This window comes from Bradyrhizobium sp. USDA 3240 (assembly GCF_054063295.1).
Map to the genome: position 1 here is coordinate 8,024,764 of NZ_JBSSGD010000002.1, position 12,691 is coordinate 8,037,454.

The 12,691-nt window shown below is 64.0% G+C and carries 11 protein-coding genes and 1 pseudogene; 5 read left to right on the plus strand and 7 right to left on the minus strand.

The features are described 5' to 3' along the window. Positions 1-44: 44 nt before the first annotated feature. From ACVIGA_RS38235 to ACVIGA_RS38255, 5 genes are all read left to right on the plus strand, one after another. On the plus strand, positions 45-1,979 hold the full coding sequence (locus ACVIGA_RS38235) for a potassium transporter Kup (protein ID WP_456670104.1): 1,935 nt from the start codon (positions 45-47) through the stop codon (positions 1,977-1,979). Between the two features lie 154 nt (positions 1,980-2,133). Beyond that, the gene (locus tag ACVIGA_RS38240) at positions 2,134-4,059 is read left to right on the plus strand and encodes a potassium transporter Kup (RefSeq protein WP_456670105.1); all 1,926 of its coding nucleotides are present in this window, start codon (positions 2,134-2,136) and stop codon (positions 4,057-4,059) included. Positions 4,060-4,197: 138 nt separating this feature from the next. Then, the gene (locus ACVIGA_RS38245) at positions 4,198-4,527 is read left to right on the plus strand and encodes a rhodanese-like domain-containing protein (protein WP_223973220.1); all 330 of its coding nucleotides are present in this window, start codon (positions 4,198-4,200) and stop codon (positions 4,525-4,527) included. Between the two features lie 8 nt (positions 4,528-4,535). Further along, complete coding sequence (locus ACVIGA_RS38250) at positions 4,536-5,705, plus strand: aminotransferase (protein ID WP_375780447.1); 1,170 nt, start codon at positions 4,536-4,538, stop codon at positions 5,703-5,705. Positions 5,706-5,711: 6 nt separating this feature from the next. Next, on the plus strand, positions 5,712-6,821 hold the full coding sequence (locus ACVIGA_RS38255; RefSeq protein ID WP_456670106.1) for a polyamine ABC transporter substrate-binding protein: 1,110 nt from the start codon (positions 5,712-5,714) through the stop codon (positions 6,819-6,821). A gap of 121 nt (positions 6,822-6,942) precedes the next feature. Here the strand turns inward: ACVIGA_RS38255 and ACVIGA_RS38260 are convergent, their stop codons facing one another. The 7 genes and pseudogenes from ACVIGA_RS38260 to ACVIGA_RS38290 form a co-directional block, all read right to left on the minus strand. Further along, positions 6,943-7,878 carry a lipid A biosynthesis lauroyl acyltransferase gene (locus ACVIGA_RS38260; protein ID WP_375780449.1) on the minus strand — a complete coding sequence of 312 codons (936 nt, stop codon included), beginning with the start codon at positions 7,876-7,878 and terminating at the stop codon, positions 6,943-6,945. Positions 7,879-7,895: 17 nt separating this feature from the next. Further along, complete coding sequence (locus ACVIGA_RS38265; protein WP_223973206.1) at positions 7,896-9,173, minus strand: beta-ketoacyl-ACP synthase; 1,278 nt, start codon at positions 9,171-9,173, stop codon at positions 7,896-7,898. Between the two features lie 27 nt (positions 9,174-9,200). Further along, positions 9,201-10,386, minus strand: a pseudogene (locus tag ACVIGA_RS38270) (beta-ketoacyl-ACP synthase). Then, positions 10,379-10,855, minus strand: a complete 477-nt coding sequence (locus tag ACVIGA_RS38275) for a 3-hydroxyacyl-ACP dehydratase FabZ family protein (protein ID WP_223973202.1) — start codon at positions 10,853-10,855, stop codon at positions 10,379-10,381. The pseudogene ACVIGA_RS38270 and the gene ACVIGA_RS38275 overlap by 8 nt, the downstream one beginning before the upstream one ends. Before the next feature lie 9 nt (positions 10,856-10,864). After that, entirely contained in the window at positions 10,865-11,164 is a 300-nt protein-coding gene (locus tag ACVIGA_RS38280) for an acyl carrier protein (protein ID WP_021081038.1), read from the minus strand. A gap of 181 nt (positions 11,165-11,345) precedes the next feature. Next, on the minus strand, positions 11,346-11,702 hold the full coding sequence (locus ACVIGA_RS38285) for a hypothetical protein (protein ID WP_456670975.1): 357 nt from the start codon (positions 11,700-11,702) through the stop codon (positions 11,346-11,348). A gap of 87 nt (positions 11,703-11,789) precedes the next feature. Continuing rightward, positions 11,790-12,671, minus strand: coding sequence for an ion channel (locus ACVIGA_RS38290; RefSeq protein WP_456670107.1), 882 nt, complete (start codon positions 12,669-12,671; stop codon positions 11,790-11,792). Positions 12,672-12,691: the final 20 nt, after the last annotated feature.

Below are 12,691 nucleotides of genomic sequence, written 5' to 3' on the forward strand. Positions count from 1 at the left end.
GCCGCGCGGATCAAAATCAACCGACCGAGCGTTCCAACCTCGCCATGGCTGTCAGCGTCTCATCCACCGAAGCCCAGGAAACCCAAGGCGCGGGCCAAGGAACAGGTCAGGGCAAAGGCCAAGGCGCCTCCGGCTTCTGGGCCCTGACACTGGGCAGCATCGGAGTCGTGTTCGGCGATATCGGAACCTCGCCGCTCTACGCATTCCGCGAGGCGGTCGGCGGCGCCGCACACGGCCAGCCGGTGACCCGGATCATGGTGCTCGGCGTGCTGAGCCTGATCCTGTGGGCGCTGTTCACCGTCGTCACCGCCAAATACGTCCTGCTGCTGCTGCGCGCCGACAACAATGGCGAGGGCGGCACGCTGTCGCTGATGGCGCTCGGCCAGCGCGCGATCGGACGGCGCAGCTGGCCGTTGCTCGCACTCGGCGTGGTCGGCGCCTCGATGTTCATCGGCGATTCCATGATCACGCCGGCGATCTCGGTGCTGTCGGCGGTCGAGGGCCTCAAGCTCGCCACGCCGCATCTCGAGCACTATGTGGTGCCGCTGACGATCCTGATCCTCGTGCTGCTGTTCTCGGTGCAGCGCATCGGCACCGCGCGCGTCGCCGCCGCCTTCGGGCCGGTGATGGTGGTGTGGTTTGCCTCGCTCGCAGTGATGGGGGTGGTCCACATCATGGACGATCCGTCGGTGCTGGCGGCGATCAATCCCTATTACGCAATCCAGTTCCTGCTGACCCACGGCACCGTCGGCCTGGTGACCCTCGGTGCGGTGTTCCTCGCGGTGACCGGCGGCGAGGCGCTGTATGCCGACCTCGGGCATTTCGGCCGCAAGCCGATCCAGTCCGGGTGGCTGTTCTTCGTGCTGCCGTCGCTGCTGCTGAATTATTTCGGGCAGGGCGCGCTGGTGCTGTCCGATCCCGCCGCGATCGAGAACTCGTTCTATCGCATGGTGCCGGACGTGCTGCTGCTGCCGTTGATCGGGCTCGCCACCGCCGCGACCGTGATCGCGAGCCAGGCCGTGATCACCGGCGCCTATTCGCTGATCAGCCAGGCGGTGCAGCTTGGGCTCTTGCCGCGCTTCGAGGTCCGCTACACCTCCGAGACCCATGCCGGCCAGATCTATCTGCCGCGGGTCAACCGGCTGCTGCTGATCGGCGTGCTGCTGCTGGTGCTGCTGTTCCGCACCTCGAGCGGGCTCGCCTCGGCCTACGGCATCGCCGTCTCCACCACCATGGTCGCCGACGGCATCATGGGCTTCATCGTGATCTGGAAGCTGTGGAACTGGCGCGTGGCGTCGGCCGCCGCATTGATCCTGCCGTTCGTGATCGTCGACATGACCTTCTTCAGCGCCAATCTCTTGAAGCTGTTCGAGGGCGCGTGGGTACCGCTACTGTTCGGCGTCGTGATGGCGACGATGATCTGGACCTGGCGTCGCGGTGCCGCGATCCTGATCGCCAAGACCCGCCGCATCGAGGTGCCGTTGCGCGACCTGATCCACAGCCTGGAGAAGCGGCCGCCGCATATCGTCAAGGGCACCGCGGTGTTCCTGACCAGCGATCCCAGCTTCGTGCCGACCGCGCTCTTACACAATCTCAAGCACAACAAGGTGCTGCACGAGCACAATGTGATCCTGACCATCGAGACCGCACCGACACCGCGCGTCGACCTGTCGGAGCGCGTGACCATGGAGAAGGTCAGCGACAAGTTCACCGCGGTGCGGCTGCGCTTCGGCTACATGGAATCGCCGAACGTGCCGAAGGCGCTCGCGGTCGCGCGCAAGCTCGGCTGGCAGTTCGACATCATGGCGACCTCGTTCTTCGTGTCGCGGCGGTCGCTAAAGCCCTCCGCCCAGTCCGGGATGCCGCAGTGGCAGGACCACCTGTTCATCGCAATGAGCCGGTCCGCCAACGATGCCACCGACTATTTCCAGATCCCGACTGGGAGGGTGGTTGAAGTGGGTACCCAGGTAACTATTTGATGCGGCAACGGATTCTACAGTTGAAAAGCCGTGATCTATGCGTGATATGCATGGCGGAGGCCTGAATCCGGGCTAACCTATGCATTCCTGCCGGGAGTATAGGCCTGCGACCCGGCATTGTGCAGTGCGGCAGAAGACAGAGGCGCAGCTTCCCATGTCATCCGAGAGTGCGATCACCGCGGCGGAAACGCCCGCGGCAAACGGCCATGGCGAGGCGCATTCAACCGCCACCTTTAAGGCGCTGATGCTCGGCAGCATCGGTGTCGTCTATGGCGACATCGGCACCAGCCCGCTGTACGCGCTGCGCGAAGCCGTCGTCGCGGCGGCCGGTGGCGAGGGCGCCGTGACGGCGCATGCAGTGCTCGGCGTGCTCAGCCTGATCCTGTGGGCGCTGATCGTCGTCGTCACGCTGAAATACGTCGTGATCCTCCTGCGTGCCGACAACAACGGCGAGGGCGGGACGCTGGCGCTGATGGCGTTGGCGCAGCGCGCGGTCAGCAAGGGCGCCGGTGCGATCGTGCTGCTCGGCATCATCAGCGGCGCGCTGTTCTATGGCGACGCTGTCATCACCCCCGCGCTTACGGTGCTGTCGGCGATCGAGGGCATCAAGCTCGCGACCGCGACGTTCGATCCCTATGTCGTCCCGATCACCGTGGTCATCCTGCTGTTCCTGTTCTCGGTGCAGTCGCGCGGCACCGCACGCGTCGCCGCTTTCTTCGGACCCGTGATGTGCATGTGGTTCGCCGTGATTGCGCTTGCGGCACTGCCCCACATCGCGCGGCATCCTGAGGTGCTGTACGCGCTCAACCCGATGCTTGCGGTGTCGTTCATGCTGCATCACGGCGTGATCGGCTTCATCACCCTGGGCGCGGTCTTCCTCGCCGTGACCGGCGCCGAGGCGCTCTATGCCGATCTCGGCCATTTCGGTAAACGCCCGATCCAGGCCGCCTGGATGTCCATCGTGCTGCCGTCGCTGGCGCTCAACTATCTGGGGCAGGGCGCGCTGCTGATCTCCGATCCCAAGGCGGTTGAAAATCCGTTCTTCCTCATGTTCCCGGACTGGGCCTTGATCCCCATGGTCGCTCTTGCCACCGCGGCGAGCGTGATCGCGAGCCAGGCCGTCATTACCGGCGCATATTCGCTGACGCGGCAAGCGATCCAGCTCGGCCTGATGCCGCGGTTTGAGATCCGCCACACGTCGGAAGCGCATTCCGGCCAGATCTACATGCCGCGCATCAACCGGTTGCTGTTCATCGCGGTCATTGTGCTGGTGCTGATGTTCCGCTCGTCGAGCGCGCTGGCGTCGGCCTACGGCATCTCGGTGACCGGCACCATGGTGGTGACGGCGATGATGGGCTTCGTGGTGATCTGGAAGGTCTGGCGCTGGTCGCCGATCGCCGCCGCGGCGCTGGTTGCACCGTTCCTGTTCCTGGACGTCACGTTCCTGGCCGCCAACCTGCTCAAGGTGTTCGAGGGAGGCTGGGTGCCGCTTGCGCTCGGCGGGGCCATGATCGTGGTGATGTACACCTGGCGGCGCGGCAGCCGGCTGTTGTTCGAGAAATCCCGCAAGTTGGAATTCCCGCTCGCCGATCTCGTCGCGATGCTGGAGAAGCGGCCGCCGCAGCGTGTCTCCGGCACGGCCGTGTTCCTGACCAGCGATCCCGTCAGCGCGCCGACCGCGCTGATGCACAGTCTCAAGCACTACAAGGTGCTGCACGAGAAGAACGTCATCCTCACCATCGAGACCGCGCCGACGCCGCGCATCGATCCGTCCGAGCGGGTGCGGATGGAGCAGCTGACCGAGACCTTCGCCAAGGTGACGCTGAAATTCGGTTTCATGGAGCAGCCGAACGTGCCCAAGACGCTGGCGATCGCCCGCAAGCTCGGCTGGCAGTTCGACATCATGTCGACCTCGTTCTTCCTGTCCCGCCGTGCGCTGAAGCCGGCGGCGCATTCGGGCATGCCGAGCTGGCAGGACCATCTGTTCATCGCGCTGAGCCGCTCCTCGAACGATGCCACCGATTATTTCCAGATCCCGACCGGGCGGGTGGTCGAGGTCGGCACCCAAGTCACGATCTAGGGTCCACGATCCCTGCGTTTCCGCGCGGCATCTAACCCGTTTCGGGCGCTTGATTTTCTTGCCGCGAGAGGCGACTTTGCGGCCCGGACCGGCGAGCCGCGCGACGCTCGCCCAAGCTGATATCGGGAGGATATTTCCGTGGCGGATCACAAGGTGGAAGATTTGTTTCCGGACGAGGTGTCGAAGGGCATAGCGGAAGGCCGCTATCTCCTGGTCGACGTGCGTGAGCCCAATGAGGTCACCGTCGAGGCCTATCCCGATGGCGTCGTGGTGCCGCTATCGACGTTCGATCCATCAGCGATTCCCGATCCGCAGGGCAAGCAGGTGGTGTTCGCCTGCCGCTCCGGCAAGCGCTCGGTGACGGCCTCGCTGGCGGCCCAGGCCGCGGGCCTGCCCTATGACAAGCATTTGGCGGGCGGCATCATCGGCTGGAAGGCGGCGGGACTGCCGACCAAGACGGGCGGCTGATCCCTGACATGACCTCCATGAACAAGGTCTTCGCGGACCTTCCCGTCACGATCTTCGAGGCGATGTCGCAGGCTGCGCGCGACAACAACGCCATCAATCTCGGCCAAGGCTTTCCCGACGATCCCGGACCCGAGGACATCCGCCGCGCCGCCGCGGACGCATCGATCAACGGCTACAACCAGTATCCGTCGATGATGGGCATTCCGGAACTGCGTCAGGCGATCGCGTCGCATTACGGCCACTGGCACGGGCTCAAGCTCGATCCGATGACCGAGGTGATGGTCACCTCCGGCGGCACTGAAGCACTGACTTCCTCGATCCTGTCCGTGGTCGAGCCGGGCGACGAGGTGGTCTGCTTCCAGCCGGTCTATGATTCCTATCTGCCGATCATCCGCCAGGCCGGCGGCATTCCGCGGCTGTTGCGGCTCGAGCCGCCGGAGTGGCGGCTGAACGAGGAGATGCTGCGTAGCGTCTTCAACCACAAGACCAAGGCGGTGCTGTTCAACAATCCGCTCAACCCGGCGGCGGTGGTCTATCCGCGCGAGGACCTCGAACTGTTGGCGCGGTACTGCCAGGAGTTCGACGTGGTCGCGATCTGCGACGAGGTCTGGGAGCACGTCGTGTTCGACGGCCGCGAGCACATCCCGCTGATCACGATTCCGGGCATGCGCGACCGCACCATCAAGGTCGGCAGCGCCGGCAAGATCTTCTCGCTGACCGGATGGAAGATCGGCTTCGTCTGCGCCGCGCCGCCGCTGCTGCGCGTCGCTGCCAAGGTGCACCAGTTCCTCACCTTCACGACGGCGCCCAATCTGCAGGCGGCGGTGGCGTACGGCCTCAACAAGCCGGACGACTACTTCCTCGACATGCGCAAGGACATGGCGCGCAGCCGCGACCGCCTGACCAAGGGGCTGGAGAGCATCGGCTTTCCGGTGCTGAAGTCGCAGGGGACTTATTTCCTCACGGTCGACCTGTCGCCGCTCGGGCTCAATGAGACCGACGCGGAGTTCTGCTGGCGAATTGTGCAGGATTACAAGGTCGCGGCTATTCCAGTGTCGGCGTTCTACGAGCAAGATGCGGTGACGTCTGTCGTGCGTTTCTGCTTTGCCAAGAAGGACTCGACGCTCGACACCGCGCTGGAGCGGCTGTCCGACGCCGTACATCGTCGCAAGAGGTAGACCAGAATGCAGAACCAGAGCCGTCGTCTCGTCAGCCTCGTCGGTACGATCGCCACGGTTCTGTTGTTCGCTGCCTCCGCACGCGCGGAGGAACGCACGGTCAACTTCTACAACTGGTCGAACTACATGGCGCCGGGAGTCCTCGAGGACTTCACCAAGGAAACCGGCATCAAGGTCGTCTACGACACGTTCGACGCCAACGAGACGCTGGAGACTCGGCTGCTCGCGGGCAAGTCAGGCTACGACGTCGTGGTGCCGACCGGCTATTTCCTGCAGCGGCAGATCACCGCGAAGGTGTTCCTGAAGCTCGACAAGTCGAAGCTGCCGAACCTCGCCAATGCTTGGCCCGTGGTGACCGGGCAGCTCGCGACCTACGATCCCGGCAACAATTTCGGCGCCAACTACATGTGGGGCACCACGGGCATCGGCTACAACGTCAAGATGGCGGAGAAGATCCTCGGGCCCGATGCCAGGATCGACAGTTGGGACATGGTGTTCAAGCCGGACAACCTGGCGAAGTTCAAGGATTGTGGCATCCACATGTTAGATTCCGCAGATGACATTCTGCCGGCCGCATTGAGCTATCTCGGCCTCGACCCGAACTCGACCAAGCAGGCTGACCTCGAGAAGGCCGCCGATCTCGTCATCAAGATCCGGCCCTATGTACGCAAATTCCACTCGTCCGAATATCTCAGCGCGCTGGCATCGGGTGAGATCTGCTTCGTGGTCGGATGGTCGGGCGACATCATGCAGGCGCGCAGCCGGGCGGCGGAAGCCAAGACCGGCGTCGAGATCGGCTACACGATCCCGAAGGAGGGCGCGCAGATGTTCTTCGACAATCTCGCGATTCCCGCCGACGCAAAGAACGTCGCTGAAGCCTATGAGCTGATCAACTACCTCTACCGTCCCGAGGTCGCGGCGAAGAACTCGAACTTCCTGTCCTACGCCAACGGCAATCTGGCGAGCCAGAAGCTGATCGATCCGAAGATCTTCAACGACAAGAACATCTATCCCGACGAGGCGATGCAGAAGAAGTTGTTCGTGATCACGGCGCGCGATCCGGCGACGCAGCGGATCATCAATCGCCTGTGGACGCGGGTGAAGACCGGGAGGTGACATTCTCGTCGCAGTATGTGCCGTCATTGCGAGGAGCGTCAGCGACGAAGCAATCCATGGTTCCGCAAGTGGCGAGATGGATTGCTTCGCTTCGCTCGCAATGACAAATGACAGTCTCCGCCTACCGCCAGCGCCGGTGCAACCAGAGCCACTGATCCGGATATTCGCGGACCCAGCCCTCGACGATGTCGGTGATCGCCTGCGTCGTGCCCTGGATATCGATCTGGCCCGATGCGTCGAACACCGGTTTCACTTCCTCGGTGACCTCGCCGCGGAAGCGGCCGTCGGGCAGGCGGATGATCCGGGTGCCGTGGATCGGGCAATCGATCTGCCGGCGCAGGCGCGCCAAGAGCGGGTTGGCGGTGGTCTTGCGGCCGAAGAAGGTGACGGGAACGCCGTTGGTCAAATACTGGTCGACCAGCATCGCGACGTGCTGGCCGTTCTTCAGCGCCTGCGCCAGCTTGAGCGGCGCGTCGCGGCCGGCCGGGACCAGCGTGCCCAGGTTGACAGCGCGGATGCGTTCGATGGCGCGGTCGGCGGCTTCGATGTTCGGCCGCCGGAACAGAATCGTAGCATCGAGCCCATGTGCCGCCGCGGCAATCGGCGAGAGCTCCCAGTTGCCGAGATGTGCGGCAAAGAACAAGGCCGGCTTGCCGTCGTCACGCAACTGGTCGAACAGCTGCTTGCTGCGCTCCGAGAATTCGACGCGGCCCGGCTTGTCGGGATTCCGGGGATCGTGGTCCCAGATGCGGTCGATGTGCGCGAATTCAGCGCCGATGCGTCCGAGGTTGTGCCAGACGCCCGTCAGGATCTCTTCGATCTCCTGCGGTGACTTTTCCGGGAAGGCGGCCGTGAGATTCTCGCGGCCGATGCGATCCTCGCGCAGCCGGCGGCCGATGAAATGCGCGGCGCGGCCGAAGAACCGCGCGGTCTTCTCCGGATCGAAATAGCGCGTGGTGCGCAGCAGGCCGATCGTCAGCCCGCCGATCGCCGCATCGGTCACAGGTTTTGCGGCATCACGCAGATGCGCGCGGGCGCGAAGGAGCAGGCGTTTCATCTGATGAGGCGAGGGCGCTAGGCCGGCTCGCGTGTCAGGATCAGCGAAGCGTTCTGCCCGCCGAACCCGAACGAGTTCGACATCACGGCGGTCACCTTGGCGTCGCGCGCCTTGTTGCCGACCACGTCGAACGGGATCGCCGGATCGGGCACCTCGTAATTGATCGTCGGCGGAATCCGCTGATGCTCGAGCGTGAGCAGCGAGAAGATCGCCTCGACCGCACCGGCGGCCGAGATGGTGTGGCCGACCATCGATTTGTTCGATGACACCGGAATGTTCTTGGTGTGCTCGCCGAACACCGCCGCGGTCGCAAGATATTCCATCTTGTCGTTTTCCGGCGTCGAGGTGCCGTGTGCGTTGATGTGATCGATTTGCTCGGGCTCCATGCCCGCGTCAGCAAGCGTCTTGCGCACGCAGCCGATGGCCGGCTTGCCGTCCGGGGCAGAGCGGGTGCGATGGAAGGAATCGGTGAGCTCGCCGCAGCCGGCGACGACGCCCAGGATGCGCGCGCCGCGCGCCATCGCGGCGTCGTAGCTCTCCAGCACCAGCGCGCCGGCGCCCTCGGCCATCACGAAACCGTCGCGGTTCTTCGAGAACGGCTTCGAGGCGCCCTGAGGCGGATCGTTCTGGGTGGAGAGGGCCGAGAGCAGCGAGAATCGCACCAGGGCTTCAGGATTGACCGAGCCGTCGGTCGCGATGCACAGCGTGGCGTCGGTTTCGCCGCGACGGATCGCCTCGACGCCGAGCTGGATCGCGGTCGCTCCGGACGCGCAGGCGGTCGAGAGCGAAATCGGCGACCCCTTGGTGCCGAAGGTCTCGGCGAGGCTGAGCGCGACCGAACCGAAGGTGAAGCGCCGGTGGAAATGCGTAAACTTGCCGCCGCTGCAGGTCGCCAGATAGTCGATGATGCCGAAGTCCTTGGTCGGAACCTCGCGTGCGACTTCGAGCCGCTGCGGCCACTCGGTCTCGATCGGCGCGACCGCGAGAAACAGCGGGCCGGGGAAGTCGCCCTTGGTGCCGATGCCGGACTGCTCCAGCGCCTCTTCGGTCGCGATCTCCGCCAGGCGCTGCGACAGGCTGGTCGAGGAGAACGGGTCGACAGTGACGAAATCGACGGCGCCGGCCATCGTCGTCTTCAGGCTGTCGAGCGGGAAGCGCGTCACGGTCTTGATGCCGGACTCGCCCGCGCTGAGGCGCTTCCAATTGTCGGTTTTGCCGCCGCCGAGCGACGTCACGATTCCCATGCCGGTCACGACGACGATCGGTCGGCCGAATTTATCGCGTGGTGCTGTCATGGTGTCCCCGTCGGTGCTTGCGCCGAATTACTTGACGGCCTCGACCAGTGCCATGCCTTCGCCCTGCCAATGGCCGACCCCCAAACACGACAATCTGGGTTGGCGCCCCGGTCTTTTCAACCTCCAGCCCGGTCGGGTCGTTGGCCGGATAGAGCGCGCCGCGGGAAATCGACAGCGCAGCCAGCGCGAGGCCGAGCGGGAACTGCGCCTCCATGGTGTGCCCGAAGGTCGTTCCGGTGGCGCGCACGGCAAGGCCAGGATGCTGCCCGAGGAATTCGCGCTCCTCGGCGGTCGCGGGCTCGGCGCCGGTCGCGCCCGTGATCAGCATGGCGTTGTCGTTGCTGACCCCGAGTTGCGGCCACAGCGTCTGCAGCGACTTGGTCACTGCGCCGGGCTGCTTGCGCTTGGCAAGATCGGCGACGACCTTGGTCAGCTTGGCGTACGGCTTGGCGCCGCGCGCTTCGGCGTGCTCGCGCGACTCCATCACCAGGAAGGCGCCGGCAGAGCCGATGGCGAAGCCCGGGTTGTTCCTGCGGGCCCAGACCGACGCGTATTGATCCTTGAGGGCGAAGTCGCCGAACGAATAGAGCATCAACAGGTCGCCGCGATCGCCATTATGGGCCGCGCCGACCAGTGCGATGTCGCTCTGTCCGGCCCCGATGCGTGCGACGGCGATCCGCGCGGCGTCGATGCTCGAGGCTTCCTCGCCCATGAAGGTGCGCGACGTCCCGCACACGCCGTGAACGATTGCGATGTTGCCGGCGAGCAGGTTGGAGAGCTGCGCCAGGAACAGCGTCGGGCGCAGCTCGTTCATCAGTTTTTCGTTGAGAACGGCAGGCGGCAGCTTGCCCTGCGCATCGGCGTTCATGATCGCGAGGTCGACATTGAGATCGCGCTCGCCGCCACCGGCCGCGATGATCATGTCCATCCGCGACAGGATTTCCTGATTGCCTTTGACGCCGGCGGAATCGAGCGCCAGCCCGGCTGCGTAGGTGCCGATCCGCTGCCACGTCTCCATCTGACGCTGATCGCCCTTCTTCGGGATCTGCGCGTCGAAGCTGACGGGGGCGATCGGATGGATCACATACGGCGCGAGGCGTTTCTCGTCGGCATTGACGCGCTTGGCGCCGAGCGCCTCCCAATGCGCATCCAGCCCCTCGCCGAGCGAGGAGAGCAGGCCGACGCCGGTGATCCAGACTTCCTTCTCAGCCATTACAAATTGCCTGCAGCGGAAACCCGATCTTGTTGGCGAGCGCATCCATGTGCACACGCAAGTCCGGGCTGGGGAAGGGAATATGACGGAAGGTCAGCTCGGCGTTGCACTTGAGCTCCTTGCCGACGCGGACCTTCGCCGATGTCACGGTGAAGCCTGAACCTTCGTGTTCGATCTTGGCTTCGATCGTCAGTGTCGAGCCGGGGCTGACGAAGCCACGCATCTTGGCTTCCTTGACCATCGCAAGGAAGGGCATGCGCTCGAACCTGGTCAGACCGAGGATCAGCCAGCCCGAGCTCTGGGCCATTGCTTCGGTGAGCAGCACACCGGGCATGATCGGGTAGCCCGGGAAGTGCCCCGCGAACACAGAGTGGCTGTCCGGCGGGACATCCGCCTCGACGACAATGGTCTTTGCGTCGAGGTTGAGGTCGACAATCCGATCGATCAGCTGAAAAGTTTCAAGCTGCATGATGGGCGATTACGAGGCTGAGCCCGTGCCCGCGTTCTTGGCTGCAACCAGCTCGTCGATGCGGTCGGCGAGATTCTGCAACACGAAGTACTGCTCCGTCGTGGCCTTGCCGTCGTTGACCTCCTGGGTCCACTTCTCGAGCGGCATCTTGATCCCGAAGGCCTTGTCGATGGCAAAGGCGATGTCGAGGAAGTCGAGGCTGTCGATCCCCAGATCGTCGATCGCGTGGCTCTCCGGCTTGATCGTATCGCGCGGGATGTCGCAGGTCTCCGCGATAATGTTGGCGATCTGCTCGAATGTGGAGGACATCATTAAGCCTTTGATATATTGAAGGTAAATCCGGGTCGGCTCGGAGGAGGCGGGCGCGGTGCCCCGGATTGCCTGATTGCTGCTGCCGGAGTCGTGTGCCCGTATATCGGAGCAGGGCCGTTAGTTCAATGGAGCTTGGCCGGGCTGGCAAGGACGGTTTTTAGGTACGGTTCCAGCCTGACTAGGTGCGTGGCATCACCGTAATCTTCGCGCAATCCCGGCGTCCCATCAGCACGCAATCCTGGGTCTTGCGCAAATCCGCGATGCTCATGGCGAGCCAGATACCGATCGCGGTCAGCGCCACGGTGAAGGCGAAGGCGGCGATGTTGGCGAGCATGCGCTGGCGGAAATCGTCGGGCTCCTCGCGCGGCTTCTCATAGCGGGAGAGGTCGTTGGCAACGGAAACAGGAACGACGGAAGTCGGGCGGGTCGATTGGACCGGGTCCTCGCGCTTGCCGGGCGGCTGCGCCGAGGTACGCGGCCGGAATTTCAGCACCACGTGCTCGTCATCCGAGGAAATTGGCCGCTGCGTCTTCACTGTTTTCAGTCCGGTCGCGTCGCCACTCATGTTTAGCATGTTCGTTGCGCTTCACACCTAAAATCTTGATACGCGCAGAGGTGGTATTTATCCTTCGAGGGTCTCGTGGAACCGACTGTAGTCGATCCGCAGACGTCCGTCGTCGGTCGCCTGCAGGATCTCGGCATAGCGATGACCGAAGCGGATGTCGGAATGTTCGTACGATTTTCGCGCATGCACAGTTTGCGCTGCAATGTCGTCAAGGCCCGACACGAAGAGGCCGATCCCGGCATTGACGGCTTTAAGCTCCGCGGCGTCGAGGCCGTAGAGCGGGCTGTCCTGGTCGATCACATGAAACAGGGTCCAGCTCAGCGCCAGCGCCGGGCTCTCGCTGCGCAGGAGCGGCAGTTCGTAGAACCGGCGGTATGGCATGCCTTCCTTGCTGACGCCGTTCTTGAACAGCCACAGCCGCGCGGTGGCATTGGCGATAATGTTGTGCCGCTCGTTGGCCAGGCGGATCATCAACGTGAGCTGGCCCTCATGGTCCGAGATCACGGGATGGTCGGCGAACAGCAGACGCGCGCTCGGCCGCGAGAAGCGGGCAAAGATCAGTCCGGTCATCAGCGACATCGAGAAGATGCCGGTGAAGAGTTCGATGGTGGCGATGAAGTGCCCGTAATGCGTCTGCGGGTGCATGTCGCCATAGCCAGCGGTCGAAAGTGTCTCGATGCTGAAATAGAGGTAGTCGACGTATTGGCCGTCAGGCACGTTGGCGATCGGATGATCGCCGAGCCAATACAATAGCGCGAAGACGGCGTTGAAGCTGATGAACACCAATGCTGCACCGCCAATAAAGGCGGGCCAGGATGCCGTCATGCAGCGATGGCTGATGTCTGCCCAGAAACTGAGCTCCAACCCCTCGGTCACGACCTCGCGGTTGCCGAGGCGGATCGTGCGGGCCTTCGCGCGTTCGCTTGCTCTCAATGCCATTCGGCCGAACCGGCTCTTCC